The sequence below is a fragment of the Collinsella aerofaciens genome, from assembly GCF_015546965.1.
GTDB classification, from domain to species: Bacteria; Actinomycetota; Coriobacteriia; order Coriobacteriales; family Coriobacteriaceae; genus Collinsella; species Collinsella aerofaciens_X.
In genome coordinates this window covers 44,619-62,594 of record NZ_JADMUF010000012.1, presented here as the reverse complement: position 1 = coordinate 62,594, position 17,976 = coordinate 44,619, and the positions used below count along the sequence as shown (strand labels likewise).

Annotated in this window: 14 protein-coding genes and 2 tRNA genes; 4 read left to right on the top strand and 12 right to left on the bottom strand. The window is 60.7% G+C overall.

What is annotated here, in order from left to right:
• Positions 1-298: 298 nt before the first annotated feature.
• The 12 genes from carB to rpsF form a co-directional block, all read right to left on the bottom strand.
• On the bottom strand, positions 299-3,613 hold the full coding sequence (carB, locus tag I1M21_RS08555) for a carbamoyl-phosphate synthase large subunit (RefSeq protein ID WP_195193236.1): 3,315 nt from the start codon (positions 3,611-3,613) through the stop codon (positions 299-301).
• A gap of 1 nt (position 3,614) precedes the next feature.
• Positions 3,615-5,054 carry a glutamine-hydrolyzing carbamoyl-phosphate synthase small subunit gene (carA, locus tag I1M21_RS08550; protein ID WP_195193235.1) on the bottom strand — a complete coding sequence of 480 codons (1,440 nt, stop codon included), beginning with the start codon at positions 5,052-5,054 and terminating at the stop codon, positions 3,615-3,617.
• Positions 5,055-5,262: 208 nt separating this feature from the next.
• Positions 5,263-6,228, bottom strand: a complete 966-nt coding sequence (locus tag I1M21_RS08545; protein ID WP_138341271.1) for a hypothetical protein — start codon at positions 6,226-6,228, stop codon at positions 5,263-5,265.
• Between the two features lie 19 nt (positions 6,229-6,247).
• A complete protein-coding gene (locus I1M21_RS08540; protein WP_195193234.1) occupies positions 6,248-8,020 on the bottom strand; it encodes an ABC transporter ATP-binding protein in 1,773 nt (590 codons plus the stop codon).
• Positions 8,021-8,102: 82 nt separating this feature from the next.
• Positions 8,103-8,798 carry an NUDIX domain-containing protein gene (locus I1M21_RS08535; protein WP_171025269.1) on the bottom strand — a complete coding sequence of 232 codons (696 nt, stop codon included), beginning with the start codon at positions 8,796-8,798 and terminating at the stop codon, positions 8,103-8,105.
• 21 nt (positions 8,799-8,819) lie between these two features.
• The gene (gene purD, locus I1M21_RS08530; protein WP_195193233.1) at positions 8,820-10,124 is read right to left on the bottom strand and encodes a phosphoribosylamine--glycine ligase; all 1,305 of its coding nucleotides are present in this window, start codon (positions 10,122-10,124) and stop codon (positions 8,820-8,822) included.
• Between the two features lie 117 nt (positions 10,125-10,241).
• Positions 10,242-11,528: an adenylosuccinate synthase gene (locus I1M21_RS08525; RefSeq protein ID WP_089572585.1), complete on the bottom strand. Its 1,287-nt coding sequence runs from the start codon at positions 11,526-11,528 to the stop codon at positions 10,242-10,244.
• A 93-nt stretch (positions 11,529-11,621) separates the two neighbouring features.
• Positions 11,622-13,019, bottom strand: a complete 1,398-nt coding sequence (gene dnaB, locus I1M21_RS08520; protein ID WP_006235827.1) for a replicative DNA helicase — start codon at positions 13,017-13,019, stop codon at positions 11,622-11,624.
• 218 nt (positions 13,020-13,237) lie between these two features.
• On the bottom strand, positions 13,238-13,777 hold the full coding sequence (gene rplI, locus I1M21_RS08515) for a 50S ribosomal protein L9 (protein ID WP_022094073.1): 540 nt from the start codon (positions 13,775-13,777) through the stop codon (positions 13,238-13,240).
• 15 nt (positions 13,778-13,792) lie between these two features.
• Entirely contained in the window at positions 13,793-14,059 is a 267-nt protein-coding gene (gene rpsR, locus I1M21_RS08510; RefSeq protein ID WP_006235829.1) for a 30S ribosomal protein S18, read from the bottom strand.
• Positions 14,060-14,131: 72 nt separating this feature from the next.
• The gene (locus tag I1M21_RS08505) at positions 14,132-14,584 is read right to left on the bottom strand and encodes a single-stranded DNA-binding protein (protein WP_006235830.1); all 453 of its coding nucleotides are present in this window, start codon (positions 14,582-14,584) and stop codon (positions 14,132-14,134) included.
• A gap of 48 nt (positions 14,585-14,632) precedes the next feature.
• Positions 14,633-14,926: a 30S ribosomal protein S6 gene (gene rpsF / locus I1M21_RS08500; protein ID WP_006235831.1), complete on the bottom strand. Its 294-nt coding sequence runs from the start codon at positions 14,924-14,926 to the stop codon at positions 14,633-14,635.
• 504 nt (positions 14,927-15,430) lie between these two features.
• On the opposite strand from rpsF, the gene I1M21_RS08495 reads away from it, so the two are divergent.
• From I1M21_RS08495 to I1M21_RS08480, 4 genes are all read left to right on the top strand, one after another.
• Positions 15,431-15,521: transfer RNA gene (locus I1M21_RS08495), tRNA-Ser, on the top strand.
• Positions 15,522-15,569: 48 nt separating this feature from the next.
• Positions 15,570-15,660, top strand: a tRNA-Ser gene (locus I1M21_RS08490).
• 369 nt (positions 15,661-16,029) lie between these two features.
• Complete coding sequence (locus I1M21_RS08485) at positions 16,030-16,719, top strand: trimeric intracellular cation channel family protein (RefSeq protein WP_229025710.1); 690 nt, start codon at positions 16,030-16,032, stop codon at positions 16,717-16,719.
• Between the two features lie 107 nt (positions 16,720-16,826).
• On the top strand, positions 16,827-17,972 hold the full coding sequence (locus I1M21_RS08480) for a DUF8173 domain-containing protein (RefSeq protein ID WP_195193232.1): 1,146 nt from the start codon (positions 16,827-16,829) through the stop codon (positions 17,970-17,972).
• The last annotated feature ends 4 nt before the right edge of the window (positions 17,973-17,976 follow it).

Sequence of the window (17,976 nt, the reverse complement as noted above, 5' to 3'; positions counted from 1 at the left end):
TGGCTTTGTAAAGCCGTTTGTCTCCACCCGCGTAGCGGGTGGTTTAAAGCTGGCCGCTGCGCGGCCAGCAGACTAAAGTCTTGAATAAAAACGTGGGATCCGCCGTTCGAACGAACGGCGGATCCCACACTCACTTTTTATTCAGCCCTAGTCATCGCGCAAAGCTCCTTCGGCAGCACACGGTGCACCCGAGTCACCGCAGGCCGGGGCGGGAGGCGGTCCTTTCTCTCGGAAAACTTCGCGAAGCCCAGTTTCCGAGAGAAAGTGTCCGGCTGCCGCCCCGGCCGGACAGGTCACACTACACCGTGTGCTGCGGCAGGTCCTGCAGGGCGATGACGTCCATGCCCATGTCGTTGGCACTGCCGTGACCCTGCTGGTCTTCGCGCACGGCCTCGATGGCGCTCACGTACGTGTTGGCCGCGGACATCGCCGTCACGCAGGTCACGCCGCGACGCACCGCCTCGGTACGCAACAGATAGCCGTCGCCACGCGAACCCGGGCCGTACGGCGTGTTGATGATTACCGCGATCTTGCCATCGGCGATGAGGTCGCCGATGTTGGGGCGCTCACCGTCGTGCGGGCCGCTAATCTTCTCCACGACCTCGCAGGTCACGTTGCCGCCGCGCAGCACGCGCGCCGTACCCTCGGTGGAGCAGATATCAAAGCCCAGGTAGCGCAGGATACGCGCGACCGAAAGGATGTGGCGCTTGTCACGGTCGCACACGCTGATGAACACCTTGCCGGCGCTCGGGTCGGGCAGCTTGTAGTCAATTGCCAGCTGCGTCTTGGCGTATGCCTCGGGATAGCTCTTGGCGATACCCATGACCTCGCCCGTCGACTTCATCTCGGGGCCCAGAATAACGTCGGCTCCCGGGAAACGGCCCCAGGGCATAACGGCTTCCTTCATGCAGAACCAGTCCAGCTGACGCTCGTCGCTCGGCAGGCCCAGGCTCGCGATGGAATCGCCCGCCATGATACGCGCGGCACACTTGGCGAGCGGCACACCGGTGGCCTTGGAGATAAACGGGACGGTACGGCTTGCGCGCGGGTTGGCCTCGATCACGTAAACGGTCTCGCCCTTAATGGCGTACTGCACGTTGACCAGACCACGCACGCCCAGCGCCATCGCGATGCGGCGCGTGGTCTCGCGAAGCTTTGCCTGCAGGCTCTCGCTAAAGCTGAACGGCGGTATGCAGGTCGCAGAGTCGCCGGAGTGAATACCGGCCTCCTCGATATGCTCCAGAATGCCGCCGATGTAGACCTCTTCGCCATCGCACAGGGCGTCGACATCGGACTCGATCGCGCCCTCCAAGAAGCGGTCCAGATACACCGGGTAGTCGGGGCTAATGCGCGCAGCCTCGGCCATGTAATCGCGCAGATGCTCGGCATCGTAGGCGATCATCATGCCGCGGCCGCCCAGCACGTAGCTCGGACGCACCAGCAGCGGGTAGCCGATGTGCGCGGCTACGGCCTCGGCCTCCTCAAACGAGGTGGCCTGGCCCGCCGGCGGGTACATGATGCCCAGCTTGTCGAGCAGAGCGGCGAAGCGCTCGCGGTCCTCGGCAAAGTCAATGGCATCGGGCTTGGTGCCCATGATGTTCACGCCGCTCTCCTCGAGCATGCGCGCCAGCTTAAGCGGGGTCTGGCCGCCAAGCGTCACCACGACGCCATCGGGGCGCTCAACATCGATAACGTCCATGACGTCCTCGTAGGTGAGCGGCTCAAAGTACAGGCGGTCGGACGTGTCGTAGTCGGTCGAGACGGTCTCGGGATTGCAGTTGACCATGATGGTCTCGAAGCCGCGGGCCGCCAGCGCGTAGCTCGCGTGCACGCAGCAGTAATCGAACTCGATACCCTGGCCAATGCGGTTGGGGCCGGCGCCCAGGATCATCGCCTTGGGCTTGTCCGCCGGCGTGGTCTCGTCGGGAGCCACGCACTTCTTGGCATCCGGGCTCGTGCGGTAGATGTTCTCGTACGTCTTGTAGTGATATTCCGTGGCGCTCGAGAACTCCGCAGCGCAGGTATCGACCGTCTTCATGCTGGGAACCACGCCCAGACCCTTGCGATAGGCGCGCACAAAGCGCTCGTCCGAGCCGGTCAGTGCGGCGATCTCGGCATCGCTCGTGCCGTACTGCTTGAGCAGGCGCATCGCGTCGGCGTCGATATCCTCCACACGCAGGCCGCGGATGCTCTCCTGGACCTGCACCATGTCGTTGATACGGTTGAGGTACCACGGATCGATACCACAGATGGCATGGATGCGAGCGATGTCCCAGCCACGGCGCAGGGCCTCGACCACAAAGAAGATGCGATGCTCGGTCGGGGTTGCCACGGCCTGAGCAAGCTCGTCGTCGCTCAGCTTATCGGCACCCTCTTTGCCACCGGCGCAAATGCCCTGGTGGCCATCCTCCAGCGAGCGCATAGCCTTGCCAAAGGCCTCCTCAAAGGTGCGGCCGATCGCCATGATCTCGCCCACGGCCTTCATACGCGTGGTGAGCGTGGGGTCGGTACCCTTGAACTTCTCGAAGGCAAAGCGCGGCACCTTGACCACGCAGTAGTCGATCGTGGGCTCAAAGCAGGCGGGCGTTGCCTTGGTGATGTCGTTGACGATCTCGTCGAGCGTATAGCCCACGGCCAGACGCGCGGCGGCCTTAGCGATGGGGAAACCCGTGGCCTTGGAGGCCAATGCGGACGAGCGGCTCACGCGCGGGTTCATCTCGATGACGATCAGGCGGCCGGTGTTGGGGTTCACGGCAAACTGCACATTGGAGCCACCGGTCTCGACGCCGATCTTCTCCAGAATGGCGAGCGAAGCCACGCGCATGCGCTGATACTCAAGGTCGGAGAGCGTCTGTGCCGGCGCCACGGTGATGGAGTCGCCGGTATGCACGCCCATGGGGTCGAGATTCTCGATGGAGCACACGATGATGCCGTTGCCGGCGTGATCACGCATGACCTCCATCTCATACTCTTTCCAGCCCTCGATGGACTCCTCGACCAGCACCTCGTGGGCAGGCGAGAGCTCCAGGCCCTGGCTCACGATGGAGACGAGCTCCTCGTGGGTGTGAGCGATGCCGCCGCCGGCGCCGCCGAGGGTAAAGCTCGGGCGCAGTACGCAGGGATAGCCCACGCGCTCGGCGATAGCCTCGGCGTCGGCCACGCTGTAGGCATAGCCCGAGCGCGCGACCTCCAGGCCGATCTCGGCCATGGCCTCGTTAAAGAGTTTGCGGTCCTCGCCGCGCTCGATGGCGGCCAGGTCGCAGCCGATCATCTCGACGCCGTACTTGTCGAGCGTGCCGTCTTTCGCCAGCTCGACGGCGGCGTTCAGACCGGTCTGGCCGCCCAGCGTGGGCAGCAGCGCGTCCGGACGCTCTTTCTTGATCACGCGCTCGATAAACTCGGCGGTGATGGGCTCGACATAGGTGCGGTCGGCAAGACCCGGGTCGGTCATGATGGTCGCCGGGTTGGAGTTGACCAGGATGACCTCAAAGCCATCCTCCTTGAGCACCTTGCAGGCCTGGGCGCCGGAGTAGTCGAACTCACATGCCTGGCCAATAACGATGGGGCCCGAACCAATGACAAGGATGCGCTTGATGTCAGTACGTTTCGGCATGTTAGTTCTCCTCGGTCTCGGTCGCGGCGGTCTCGGCGAAATTCCAGCCAGCCAGGCGGTCCTTGGCGGTATCGATGTCCAGGTAGTTCTCCTCGCCGTCCATGAGTCGCGTAAAGGCGGTAAAAAGATAGTGGGCATCGGTGGGGCCGGGCGAGGCCTCGGGATGGTACTGGACCGAGAAACACGGCGCGTCGAGCAGCTGAATGCCCTCGGCGGTACCGTCATTGAGATTCACGTGCGTCAGGCGAATACGGCCAAAGCGCTCGTTCATCACGACCGGCGCGATACCGCGGCGGACCCAGACGCGCAGGTCGCCGTTGGCAGCGTGCTCGGTCTCGCCGCCGGAAAGCTCGGGGACAAGCTTGCCCAAGCTGGGGAACAGCAGGCCAAAGCCATGGTTTTGCGCGGTGATCTCCACGCGACGGCTTACCAGGTTCATGACCGGCTGGTTGCCACCACGGTGACCGAACTTAAGCTTTTCCATCTGGGCGCCGCAGGCCAGACCGATCATCTGATGACCCAGGCAAATGCCAAAGACCGGCACCTTGCCGATCAGCTGCTGCACCTGCTCGTAGGTCTCCACCACGGCGTCGGGGTCGCCGGGGCCATTGGACAAAAAGACGCCATCGGGATTCATGTCGAGCACCTGCTGGGCAGGCGTATCCCACGGCACGACAGTAAGGTCGCAGCCGGCGCGGACGAGGCCCTCCAGAATGCCGCGCTTGACGCCGCAGTCGTAGGCGACCACTTTGTGACGGGCAGGAGCGGCAACCGCAAGTGCAAAGTCATGCGTGGCAGGCAGGTCGGCGGCCACAAACTCGTGAGGCGCGGGGCAACTTACGGTCTTCACCAGGTTCTCGCCTACCAGCGTGGGCGCTGCGGCCAGACGCTCGGCAAGCTCGTCGACGTCGAAGATCTCGGTCGAGATAATGCCCATCTTGGAACCATTGTCGCGCAGATGGCGTACCAGAGCGCGGGTGTCGACACCCTCGATAGCGACGATGCCGTGAGCGCGCAGGTACTCCGGCACGCTGACGGCCGAGCGCCAGTTAGAAGGCGTGGCGCACATGTCGCGAACGATCATGCCGCGCATAGCCGGAGCGCTCGTAGGGCGCACGTCGTCGCCGGGGAAGGCCGACTGGACGTCGGTCTCGTCGATACCGTAGTTGCCGATCTGCGGATAGGTCATGGTTACGATTTGGCCGGCATAACTCGGGTCGGTCATGACCTCAAAGTAGCCCTCGAGCGAGGTGTTGAAGCAGACTTCGCCGGTCGCGGTGCCCTCGGCGCCGCATGCACGTCCATAAAAAATGGTCCCATCCTCAAGATACAGGATGCAGGGACCGCAGGTGCCCTTGCTGGTTTTGGCCAGCATGCGCTGGCAAAGCTCGCTGGGCGCGAAGGTGCGGGCGGCAGCGCCCGCGGTATGGTTGTTCGCCATAATTCTCCTTCCCGGTCTCACAGGACCGGCTTAAAGGTGTGTAGTTAGGCCTCGCGGTATTGTAACCGCAAGCATGCCTCATGGCGTTAATTTCATCGAAATGTTTACGAAATGATAATTATGACTTTCTATGCATAATGATTTTTTAATCCCCGTCCCAGAAAAATCATCCCGCGTGGGCCTGTGGCTCACGCGGGATGATGGCCTCTTACTTTTTCTTGTCCTGTTCCAGCAGATCGGACGGTGAGCGATCGGGCTTGCCGCCGCGGAAAATCTCGCGGCCATGCAGACGATGTTCCAGGTCACGTTCGTCCTTTTCCTCGTCAATCTTGGTCTGGCTCACCACCTGGTCCTCAATCAACGACGACACCGAGTTCACCTGTTTTTGAATGCGCTCGGCGATGGTGTCATCCATACTCACGATGCGCATCTTCCAGTCGATATTCGTGGCGTTGGATGAGCTCTTGGTCCACACGAACGTCAGGATGGCGCTCTGGTGGCCCTGGGCGGGAAACATGCCAAAGAAGGAATCGTGCTGAATGTTGCTATCCTCGTCGATATAGGCGTGAACGTTATACACCACGCGGTCGATTTTATCGTTAAGCAGCGCGTTGGTCGCAAGCGCCGCGGCCTGAATCTGCCCGTTGGACAGCAGCTCGAGCTCGTTGGCAGACGATGTGTCCAACACCGTCACCTCGACCGTGCCCGTACGCTCATCGGCTTCATCGACGGTAAAGTCGAGCGGGAACTGCGTAAAGCCGTTGCCCCACTCAAGGCCGCCCTTCAGCGCCGTCGAAACGGTATCGACCGAAACGCTCTCGGACAGGTTGGCGGTGTTCAGACGACGCATCACGCCGTAGCCAACCTGCATGCCCACGATCAGCACCAAAATACCAATGACCACGGCCATCGCGGTCTTCGTAATGGTATGGCTCACCTGCGAACCCGAAGGATCGTCCTCGGACAGCGGGTCGATATGTTTTGCCTGGCTCGCGCGGTCCTCGCTGCGCAGCTGCGCTAGCGCAGCTTTGTCACCGCGCTTGGCCGCAGCCTCCTTCTCACGCATGCGCTCGGTTCGCTTTTTGGCAAGCGTGGGATCCAAGACACCGGATGCATCGATTTCGGAGAATAACTCCGTCACTTCTTCCGGAGTCAAAGGGTTCTTGTCAGCCATAAACTTCCTGTCATATCAATCAGTCGAGCTCGTGCGCACGCGCACCTTCGAACTGCATTCGATAGTAACGGGCATAGGTGCCGCCACGGGCGAGAAGCTGTTCATGCGTGCCACGTTCCACAACGCGACCATGCTCAACGGTCGCAATCTCGTCAGCATGCTTAATGGTCGAAAGACGGTGGGCGATGATGATTGTGGTACGGCCGCGTGCCAGCTCTTCGAGCGACTCCTGGACCGCCTCCTCGCTCTCGTTATCCAAAGCACTCGTCGCCTCGTCCAAGATCAGGATCTTGGGGTTCTTGAGAAACACGCGCGCGATGGCAACACGCTGCTTCTGTCCGCCCGAAAGACGGCCGCCACGCTCGCCCACCACGGTGTCGTAGCCCTGTGGAAGCGACTCGATAAAGGCATCGATGTTGGCGCGACGGGCGGCCTCGGCGATCTCTTCCGCTGTGGCGCCCGGCTTGCCGTAGGCGATGTTCTCGCCAATCGTACCGTCAAACAGATAGACATCCTGCTGCACCAGGCCGATGGCGCGGCGCAAGCTCTGCTGCGTCACATCGCGCACGTCCTGACCGTCGATGCTAATGGATCCGGCAGCCACGTCATAAAAGCGCGGCAGCAGCGAACAGGTCGTGGACTTGCCACCGCCCGAAGGGCCAACCAAAGCGATGGTCTGCCCGGGCTTGATGGACAGGTCCATATGGTCGATAACGGGACGCTCGTCGGCATCGCCCTCGCCCAGCTCAACATCCTCGTAGTTAAAGCACACGTCGTGATACTCCACGGCGCCGGCAGTCACCTGCAGATCCGTGGCGCCCGGCTTGTCCTGGATATCCGGCGCGGTCGAGAGCACCTCGTCCATACGCTTAAAGCCGGCGATAGCCTTCTGATACGTTTCGGCCGAATTGACGAGTGTCTCGAGCGGCGTGCAGAACAGCGAAATGTAGAGCGCGAAGGTCGCCATATCGACCGCCTGCAGCTGTCCCTGGGCGACCAGCCAGCCGCCCAGCAGCACCACGATCACATAGAGCACACCCGAGAGCAGGCCATACGTCGCGGTATAGACGCCCATGGCGTGATACATGTTCTCCTTGGACGAAAGATAGCGATTGTTGGAGGCGCGGAACTTGAAGCGTTCGGTCTCCTCATTGGCAAAGCTCTTGACCACGCGCATGCCCGCCAGCGAATCCTGCAGCTGCGCATTGATGCCGCTGATTTTTTTGCGGTTGTCGCTAAAGACCTCGCGCATGCGCATGTTCTGCCAAAACATGATGACCGCAAACGCCGCCGTCACCACGGCCATGGCGAGCGCCAGCACCGGGGCGATGGTAAAGAGAATCACAAACGAGCCGATAATCTCGATGCCGCAGATGATGATCCACTCGGGCACGTGGTGCGCCGCCTCGCAGATATCGAACAGGTCGTTGACCACGCGGCTCATCATGTCGCCCGAGCTGTTGCGGTCGAAGTACGCAAAGCTAAAGCGCTCATACTGGTCGAACAGGTCCTCGCGCATCTTGGACTCCATGCGCGCGCCCATCACGTGACCCCAATAGCTCACAAAGTAGCGGCAGGCGCAGCGGACGGCATACATCAACACCAAGCCCACCGCGATCATGCCGAGCGCCTGCATAATGGCAGCCTGACCCTGAGTAAACAGCCCACCGGTCAAATTGCGCAGAATAATGGGAAACGCAAGGTCAATGGCAGCAAGCACCAGAGCACAAACAGTATCAGCAACAAAAAGCCCCATCTGGGGCTTGTAATAAGACAAAAACCTTTTCAGCATGTGATCCTCAAAGAAATATCAGCAACGTAAGGCCCTGGGACAAAGCAATCAGTAGTACTTGTCCCAGGGCTATCCCCACTCGTTACAGCTCGGCTCCGCCCAAGCGGTGCGCGATGCTATCGCAGGCCAAGGCGCCTACGACGGTCTTGGCGTCTTCGATCTTGCCGTCGAGCACGGCGTCGATCAGCTCGTGCAGCGGCACCAGGTCCACGTTGACAAACTCGTCATCATCGGGGTTGGGCGCGTCGAACTCGAGCTTGGTGGCCAGGTAGATATGAATGATCTCATCGCAAAAACCGCAGGACGTGACAATCGACGTCAAAAAGCGAATACGACCAGCCCTAAAGCCCGTCTCCTCGTGCAGCTCGCGCTTAGCGCAATCGAGCGGATCTTCGCCCGGATCAAGCTTGCCGGCGGGAATCTCGACCGTCACGCGGTCGATGGCGGTGCGGTACTGACGCACCAGTACGATCTTGCCGCTCTCGGTCAGCGCCACAACGGCCGCCGCACCCGGATGGCGAACGATATCGCGGGCGCTGCGGTGACCGTTGGGCAGCTCAACCTCAAGACGGTGGACGTCGAGGATCTTGCCCTTCCAGGCGCACTCCTCCGAAAGAATCTTCTCGTGCAGCTCGGCATCGTGCGGGTCATCGTCGCCCAGCACCAGTGCCGGCTCGTCAGCGACCTCGCCACCAGGCTCGCCCTCGGCGTGCCCATACACGCGGCTGTCCTCTTCGACGATCTGCGCGTCCACGAGCTCTTCGTTCTTCTCGTCCATCCGTCTCATTCCTCTCGGATTTTAGGCATCCCAGGCGTCGCGACCGCGCAGCGCGCGCAGGCCGATGTCGCGACGCAGGGTCTTGCCCTCAAAATCAATCTTCTCGCAGGCCTCGTAGGCAAGGTTGCGAGCGTTCTCGAACGTGTCGCCCAGAGCGGTCACGGCAAGCACGCGGCCACCATTGGTCACGAGCTGGCCGTCCACCACGGCAGTGCCCGCGTGGTACACGGTCACGTTCTCCATGGCCTCGGCATCCTCAATACCGGTGATGACCTTGCCCTTCTCGTAGCTGCCGGGATAGCCCGCGCTCGTCAGGACAACGGCCACGGCCCACTCGTCACGCCAGTCGAGCTCAATCTGATCGAGCTCGCAGTTGGCGCAGGCAAGCATGACCTCAACCAGGTCGTTCTTAAGGCGCGGGAGCACGACCTGCGTCTCGGGGTCGCCAAAGCGGGCGTTGAACTCCAGTACCTTGGGGCCGGCGGGGGTGAGCATAAAGCCGCCATACAGGCATCCGCGGTAGTCGATACCCTCGGCAGCGAGCTCGGCCACGGTCTGCTCCATGACCTTCACCATGGTGGCGTGCTCCTCGTCAGTCACGATGGGCACCGGGCTGTAGACGCCCATGCCGCCGGTGTTGGGGCCCTTGTCGCCCTCGAGCGCGCGCTTGTGGTCCTGCGAGGTAGCCATGGGGCGCACGGTCTTGCCGTCAGTAAAGGCCAGCAGCGAGCACTCGGGACCAACGAGCATCTCCTCGATAACCACGGTGTTGCCGGCATCGCCAAAGGTGCCGCCAAAGCACTCACGCACAGCCTCCTCAGCCTGCGAAAGCTCGGTTGCCACAATAACGCCCTTGCCTGCGGCAAGGCCGTCAGCCTTCACGACCAGCGGAGCGCCCTGCTCGCGCACGTAGGCGAGAGCCGAAGCCTCATCGGTAAACGAGCCGTAGGCGGCCGTCGGGATGTTCGCACGCTCCATGAGCTGCTTGGAGAACAGCTTGGAGCCCTCCATCTGGGCACCCTCGGCGCCCGGGCCAAAGCACGGGATACCCGCCGCGCGGACGGCGTCGGCCACGCCCGCCACGAGCGGAGCCTCGGGGCCAATCACCACGAGTCCGCATCCATGGCTCTGGGCAAACGCCGCCACGGCCGCAGGATCGCAATCGTCGAGAACCACGTTCTCGCCGCAGCTCGCGGTGCCGCCGTTACCCGGCGCGATGTAGAGCTTGCCGGCGCGCGGTGATGCTGCGAGCTTGGCTGCCAAAGCATGCTCGCGGCCGCCGCTGCCCAACAACAGGATGTCGATGGTTTGAGTGTCCGCCTTCAAGGGTGCCTCCTCTATGGATGAATGGCCCGCTCCACGCGAGCCCTTTGCAAGCAAATATGCCCCTCGGCCTCCCGTCTGGGCTGCAAAGGGGTATATCGCAATAACCGTATAAACCGATTACTTCCAGAATCGGTTGATGATCTGCTCGCGACCGGCGCCAACGCCGATGAACGTCACGCGGGTGTGTGCCAGATCCTCGATAAACGCCACGTAATCCTGAGCCTCCTGCGGCAGCTCGTCAAAGCTGCGGCAACCGGTGATGTCGCACTTCCAGCCAGGGAGCTCCTCGTAGATGGGCTTGGCATGCTCAAAGCGCACCTGATGCTCGGGCACGCTCGTGTAGCGCTCGCCATCGACGTCGTAGGCCACGCACACTTTGATGGTGTCGAAGGCCGAAAGCACGTCGAGCTTGGTCACGGCGATGTCGGTGAGGCCGTTGACGCGCGAGGCATAGTTGGCGATAGGGCCGTCAAACCAGCCGCAACGACGACGGCGACCGGTGGTCACGCCGTACTCATAGCCCTCCTCGGTCAGCGTGTGGCCAGCCTCGGACTCATAGGAAAGCTCGGTGGGCATGGGGCCCGAACCGACGCGGGTGATATAGGCCTTCATGACGCCCAGCACGCGGTCGACATTCTTCATACCGACGCCGGAGCCGGTGATGGCGCCGCCGGCGGTACAGTTGGAAGACGTCACGTACGGATAGGTGCCGTGGTCGATGTCGAGCAGCGTCGCCTGGGCACCCTCAAACAGCAGGTTCTTGCCCTCATCGATCATGTTGTTGAGCAGCAGGCTCGTCTCGGTGATGTAGGGACGCAGGCGCTCGGCCATCGGCAGGTACTCGTCGCAAATCTGGTCCACGGTGTAGGTGGGCAGGTTGTAGATGAGCTCGAGCTCGGGGTTCACGCGGGCGAGAGCGGTCTCCAACTTGTCGCGGAACAGCGTCTCGTCCAGCATGTCCTGCATGCGCAGGCCAATGCGGGCCATCTTATCCTGATAGCACGGACCAATGCCGCGCTTGGTGGTACCGATGTTCTTCTTGCCGAGCTTCTGCTCAAAGGCGCCATCCAGATCGATGTGGTACGGCATGATGACATGCGCGTTACCGCTAATCTTGAGGTTCTTGGTGGTGATGCCGTCGGCCTCGAACATGTCGATCTCCTCAAGGACAACCTTGGGGTTGACGACGCAGCCGTTACCGATCACCGACACGTGGTCGGAATACATGATGCCGGAAGGCACCTGGTGCAGGCCGTACTTCTTGCCGTTGACGACGATGGTGTGACCGGCGTTGTTGCCGCCCGAGTAGCGCACGACGGCATCGAAGTCGCCGGCGACCAGGTCGCAAATCTTACCCTTGCCCTCATCGCCCCACTGGGCACCGACCAAAACGGTTGACGGCATGTTTACTCCTTACATTCATGGCCTGTCTACGCGCCATGCCGGCACGCAGAAGCACAAAACATTCCTAGTATACCCGTGCAACGGGCGCCTGTCCTACTCCTCGGCATGTGCCCCATCAAGCTCATAGAACTTGGTGGATGCCGGCAGGAACATCAGGTCGACGTCGCCGATCGGGCCCGAACGGTTCTTGGCCACGACGATACGCGTAACGCCCTCGTCGGGTCGATCGTCGCGCGAGGCTTCGGCCTCGTCGGCGGAGCGGTCCAAGAACATAACAATATCGGCGTCCTGCTCGATGGAGCCCGATTCACGAAGGTCGGAAAGCTGCGGGCGCTTGCCGGTACGGGATTCGACCTGACGCGAGAGCTGTGACAGCGCGATGAGCGGGATCTTGAGCTCCTTGGCCATGATCTTCAGACCACGCGACATCTCCGAAACCTCGACGGTACGGCTCTCGGAGCGGCGTCCCGGCGGAGGACTCACCAGCTGCAGGTAGTCCAGGATGATGATTGCCTTCTCCTTGTTATGGAGCATACGGCGGCTCTTGGCGCGAATCTCGGTCACTGTGGTGCCGGGCGTATCGTCAATCAGAATATCGAGCTTGGACAAGGTCTGCGTGGCCTCATTGATATTGGCCCACTGCTCGGGGCTAATGCGGCCCATGCGGAAGTCACTGATCGAGATCATGGCGTAGGCGCAAATCAGACGCTGGGCAATTTCCTTGCCCGACATCTCCAGCGAGAAGAAGCCGACGGTATAACCGGCAGCGGCAGCGTTAAGTGCCAGGTTCAGAGCGAACGACGTCTTACCTACAGCAGGACGGGCGCCGATGATGATGAGCTGGCCCTCGCGAAAACCCATGAGCATGCGGTCGAGCGACGGAAAGCCCGTGGGCACGCCCGCAGCCTGGCCACCGGCCTGGCACACTTCCTCGGCCTCGTTATAGGCCTCGACCATAAACTCGGTCAACGTCTTGTAGCTCGACTTGACCTCGCGCGCCGTAACCTTGAGCAGCTTGCTCTCGGCTAGCTCCACGACCTCTTTGGTGTCGGTGGGGGCGTTATATGCCAGCGCGTTGATCTCGTTGGTGGCGCCGATCAGCTCACGCAGCATTGAATCGCGGCGAACGATGGCGGCATGGTGCTGCCAGTTCACGAGCGACAGAGTCTGACCCATCAACTCCAAAATGTACGCTTCGCCGCCCACGGCATCGAGTTTGTTGATGCTTCGCAGGTAATCGATCAGCGAGATGGAGTCGATGGGAATGCGGCTGTTGTACATATCGACCATCGCGGTATAGATGGTCTTATGAATGGGCCGGTAGAAGTCATCGGGCTGCAGCTCGACCTGGGCTTCTTCGACCACCTCGGGCGATAGCAGCATAGCGGCCAGTACATTGGCCTCTGCATCTTGGTTTTGGGGAAGACCCAACTTTGAGCCGCGGTCCTCAACCGTCAGCCCGGTCTCCCTATCGTCATATGCCATGAGCATCCTCATTCATATCGCTTGCGAGCATCCATAGTATCAGCCACGGTCCCAAAACGCGCCGCGCGCCGCCAATCATCACCGAACCAAACGGATGAACGGTCCTGTATATAGGACTTCGACGCAACGTTCACCATGACACTCACTCAGCGCAAAAAACAAAAGGGCGCCCTGGTTTCCCAGAGCGCCCTTCTTAGAACAAGATTGTTGCGTTGCAGCAAATGCTACTCGGCAGCAGCCTCAGTCTCGACCTCGGCGGTCTCGGCCTCGGCGACCTCAGCGGCCTCCTCGACCTCAGCCTCGGCAGCGAGCTCCTCGGCGGTAACGCCGACGAGAACGACAACCTCAGCCTTGATCTCGCGGTACAGCGAGATGGCAACGGTGTGGGCACCGGCAACCTTGATGGGCTTACCGAGCTCGACGCGCTTGCGGTCGATGTCCATACCGAGCTGAGCCTTGATGGCGTCAGCGATCATAGCGGCGGTAACGGAGCCAAAGAGGATGCCCTCGTCGCCGACCTTGACGTCAACGGTGACCGTCTTGCCCTCGAAGGCAGCCTTGGTCTCGTTGGCGGTAGCCAGACGGACGGCCTCGCGCTTGGCGATGTTGTTGCGACGCTCGTCAAGCTGCTTGAGGTTGCCCTTGGTGGCGGCAACAGCGAGCTTCTTGGGGAACAGGAAGTTCTCAGCGTAACCCTGAGCGACCTCTACGACGTCACCCTCGCCGCCCTTGCCCTTGATCTCATCGAGAAGAATAACCTTCATGATGCGTCTCCCTTCTTAGCCGCGGTCGCGGTTGCCACGAGAGGAAACCACGGGGACGGTGTACGGCAGGAGAGCCATCTCGCGGGCGCGCTTGATGGCGTTGGCGATGTCATGCTGATGCTGCGTGCAAGCGCCAGTGACGCGACGGGGCTTGATCTTGCCACGGTCGGTCATGTACTTACGGAGAAGCTGAGTGTCCTTATAGTCGATGAACTCAGTGTTCTCCTTGCAGAACTGGCAGTACTTACGACGCGGCTGACGTGCAGAAAAATCATTAGCCATGTCAAAATACCTTTCATTTGGCAACTTCGGCGAACCGAAGCCGCCTCTCACTCAAAAATAGGTGAACAACCCTTAGAACGGGATGTCCTCATCGTAGACGTCGACCGCGGGCGGCGTAGCCACCGGTGCGGCAGGACGTGCTGCGGGCGCGGGAGCTGCGGGGGCGTAACCGCCCTGATCGTAGCCACCCTGGCCACCACGGGAGCTCATAAACTCGATCTCATCGACGATGACCTCAAGCTTGCTCCGGCGCTGGCCGTCGCGCTCCCAAGAGCTGTAGCGCAGCTTGCCCTCGATCGCGACCTTGTTTCCCTTTGCCAGGAAACGGCTCACGGCCTCGGCGCGGGTGCCGAACATGGTGCAGTCGACAAAGTTGGGATAGTCCTCCCACTCGCCAGTCTGCGCGTTGCGGCGACGATCGTTCACGGCGACGCCAAAGGACAGAACCTGGGTTCCGCCGGCGGTGGCGCGCAGCTCGGGATCGCGGGTGAGGTTACCGGTGATGTTCACTCGATTGATGCTCATAACTCACTACTTCCTCTTGGGGCACAAGCCCAGTCCAAAACGACAGTCTTACTCCTGGTCGTCGCGACGGACGATCATGTGGCGGACCACAGCGTCGGTGATGCGCAGGACGCGATCAAGCTCGGCAATCTGGGTAGGATCTGCGTGGAAGTTGATGAGGGTGTAGTCACCATCGGTGAGGTCGTTGATCTCGTAGGCGAGCTTGCGCTTGCCCCACTCGTCAACGGAGTCGACCTTGCCAGCGCCCTCAGCGATCGTGGTATCGATACGCTTCATAACAGCGAGACGAGTCTCGGGGTCGAGCGACGGGTCAACAAAGAACAGCAGTTCATAAGCCTTCATATTGTCACCTCCTCTGGGCAAATGTGGCTTCAGGTCGTGAAGGTGCGCCTGAAGCAGGAAAAGACTTGGTAATAATATCTTTCAACCTCCTAGGCTGCAAGAATTTGCAGCTACAACCTCATGACCTCCACATATGCCCATACTCGCACGACGTTTCATGCGCATTCCAACCAAATGCTGACCAAAAGCTTGACGAATCTGTGGACAAGATACGGTGCCGTGGGAACAAGCTGAGCCAAGCCACAGGTCAACGGGCACAAGGCTGTGGTCGCAAATTGCATACCAGTGGTCCACAGCACCACCCAAAGATTTTTAAATTCATTGCCAAGTCGCTTATGAATACCCCTTTTGAACAATTGAGTTGATCAACCACGCTGGTCGGAAGCCGTTTTTTGGCACCTCAAACCCCGCTGCAACGCCAAGCGCGGCCGAGCGTTTTAAAAAATGCCAACTTTTCTGTTTGCACTTTGCGATTCCTCGTGTATACTGACTTTCGCATTTAACGGAGAGTTGTCCGAGTGGCCGAAGGAGCACGATTGGAAATCGTGTAGGCGTCAAAAGCGTCTCCAGGGTTCAAATCCCTGACTCTCCGCCAGTTAATTCCAAAGCAGGCCTTCGAGCCTGCTTTGTTTTTACCCCACGCGGAGGGGTGGCAGAGTGGTTGAATGCGGCGGTCTCGAAAACCGTTTGGCCTGTATAAGGTCACGAGGGTTCGAATCCCTCCTCCTCCGCCATTTTGGTTGAGAAAGCTCCCGAGAATGGGAGCTTTTTTGTTTTGAGTCCCTAACAAACAAATACGGCGGAGGAGGAGGGATTCGAACCCGACAGGGCGTAAAGCGTAAAGAAAACGCGCCAGTGGCGCGTTTTTAGCGCAGCGCGGTCGGCGTAAGCCGACCGGATAAATTTTGAGCTCCGCTCAAAATTTGGACATCCCTCCTATTCAACCACGCCCCCATCGCGTTCAGCATCAACCCAGATCCCCAAACATGGTGCCTACGCCCGCATCCAGTCCCGACCGTTTGCCGAGCAATAGGGTCGCAATCGGCGCCGAACATGTACTATGTACGGGCATTGTCCAAATCCGTAATCCAAAGGACCCCATCTTGCCCGTCGTCGCCGCTATAACCGTTACCTCACACGCCTCGGATGCCATGGTCGCTATTCCGTTTTGGCTCGAGATGTTCGCTGTTGTCGCTGCATCGATCTCGGGTGTGCTGGTTGCGCGCGAGCACAAGCTCGACCTGGTGGGCGCGGTCGCGCTCGCGGTGGTCTGCGGTCTGGGCGGCGGTCTTTTGCGCGATATGACGCTGCAGGTGGGCAACGTCTACATCCTCAACCAGCCGATGGCGCTTCCGCTTTCCATTGCCACGGCAGCCATCATCTATATTTTCCCGGCAATCGTCGACAAACCCGAAAAACTCATTCCCCTGCTCGATATCATCTCGGTCGGCATCTACGCCGCCACTGGAGCAGACAAGGCGCTGGTCTACGGCTTTGCGCCGGCGGTGTGCATCATGATGGGCTTTTTCACCGCGGTGGGCGGCGGCATGTTGCGCGACGGCTTTATGGGCGTGGTTCCGGGCATTTTCCAACGTACTAACTTTTATGCCATCGCCGCCATCGCCGGATCGACAAGCTATGTGTGTCTCGTTATGAGCGGCATCATGAGCAATGTCGCCGCGCTGGTCGTATGCGTTGTCGTGACCATGGGTCTGCGCTGGCTCTCGCTGCGCTTTGACATCAAAAGCCCCACCGAAGAAGATATCGCGCGCTTCTTGCACCGTAAAAAGTAGGTAGCGCGGGCTCATCCTTCGAAATGCAACCGAGAGGTTCTTTTAGAGCGCCCGCACGTTGGGTACCCTGTTAGGTATATGCCGAACACCTAAAAAAAGGATCAACCATGGCTTTCAATCAAACCGCGGCGGCGCCGTCACACAAGATGCGTCGCTGCCTGCTTATGGCATTCGCGCTCATCGCGCTGGCGATCACCGCGCTTCCCACGGCGTCGTTCGCCGGCACGGACACCGCAGGCAACGTACTTGCGACCGACAATGACGCCAATCCGTCCGGCGTCGAAGGTGACCTGTACTGGGCAGGTCAGGCCCTCAACTTGGACGATACGTCCATCGACCGCGATATCATCGCCGCGGGCGATACTCTCTCGATTCGCGACTGCACGGTGGGCGGTGCCGTCCGTCTGGCGGCACGCACCATCGACATTGCCAAGACCACGGTTGATGGCAGCGTCACGGTCGTTGGTCAGCATGTCGTGCTCAATTCCGACAGCACCTCCAACTGTTTCTATGCGATAGGCGAGACAGTTGCCCTGCGAGGCTCCACCAAGTCGGCAGCACTTGCGGGCGACACGGTGACCATCGATGGCACCGTCGATGGCGATGTCGAGGTTTGGGCCGACAAGCTCATCCTGGGCAAGAACGCCCACATCACCGGCACCGTGAACGCGCACGTCTCCGAGGACCCCGAGCGTGCCGCAGGAGCCGAGGTAGGCGCGCTCAAGATCGACCGCACCGAGAACGAGGATACTTCCACCGTTAACGATGTCATCGGCGGTATCGTCACCGCGGCACTCTCGACCTGCTTTGTCGCTCTGCTGCTCGAGCTCGTCTTTCCGCGCGCGACCGCCAGCGCCGCCGGCATGCTCCACCAGCGCCCCATGCCCCTGTGGGTGAGCGGTCTTCTGGGCACGATTGCTATCATCCCCGCCGTCCTACTGCTGATTATCTCCATCGCCGGTCTGTCGCTTGCCGGAGCCCTCATGTGCGGTGTCATTGGCATCGCGCTGGTGTCGAGTGCCTTTGCAGGGTGCGCGATCGTCCGCATGGTCGGACACAGCCAAAACCGCTACGCCATGGCAGCCGTGGGTGGCATCGCCGCGGGCGCGCTTACGGCAATCCCCCTCGTAGGTGACTTCATCAGCGGTGTAGCCTTTGTCTTTATGCTCGGCTACATCATCCAGATCATCTGGCGCAATGCCCACCTCAAGCCGCAGCAGCCGGCTAACACGCCGGGACTCCCCACCGCTTAGCAGC

Excerpts from the sequence above, each read along its gene's own strand:
- dnaB (WP_006235827.1), bottom strand. The coding sequence starts at position 13,019 with ATGCTCATGGCATATGACGATAGGGAGACCGGGCTGACGGTTGAGGAC.
- I1M21_RS08505 (WP_006235830.1), bottom strand. The coding sequence starts at position 14,584 with ATGAGCATCAATCGAGTGAACATCACCGGTAACCTCACCCGCGATCCC.
- I1M21_RS08535 (WP_171025269.1), bottom strand. The coding sequence starts at position 8,798 with ATGGACGAGAAGAACGAAGAGCTCGTGGACGCGCAGATCGTCGAAGAG.
- rplI (WP_022094073.1), bottom strand. The coding sequence starts at position 13,777 with ATGAAGGTTATTCTTCTCGATGAGATCAAGGGCAAGGGCGGCGAGGGT.
- I1M21_RS08540 (WP_195193234.1), bottom strand. The coding sequence starts at position 8,020 with ATGCTGAAAAGGTTTTTGTCTTATTACAAGCCCCAGATGGGGCTTTTT.
- carB (WP_195193236.1), bottom strand. The coding sequence starts at position 3,613 with ATGCCGAAACGTACTGACATCAAGCGCATCCTTGTCATTGGTTCGGGC.
- carA (WP_195193235.1), bottom strand. The coding sequence starts at position 5,054 with ATGGCGAACAACCATACCGCGGGCGCTGCCGCCCGCACCTTCGCGCCC.
- I1M21_RS08525 (WP_089572585.1), bottom strand. The coding sequence starts at position 11,528 with ATGCCGTCAACCGTTTTGGTCGGTGCCCAGTGGGGCGATGAGGGCAAG.
- rpsF (WP_006235831.1), bottom strand. The coding sequence starts at position 14,926 with ATGAAGGCTTATGAACTGCTGTTCTTTGTTGACCCGTCGCTCGACCCC.
- rpsR (WP_006235829.1), bottom strand. The coding sequence starts at position 14,059 with ATGGCTAATGATTTTTCTGCACGTCAGCCGCGTCGTAAGTACTGCCAG.
- I1M21_RS08480 (WP_195193232.1), top strand. The coding sequence starts at position 16,827 with ATGGCTTTCAATCAAACCGCGGCGGCGCCGTCACACAAGATGCGTCGC.
- I1M21_RS08545 (WP_138341271.1), bottom strand. The coding sequence starts at position 6,228 with ATGGCTGACAAGAACCCTTTGACTCCGGAAGAAGTGACGGAGTTATTC.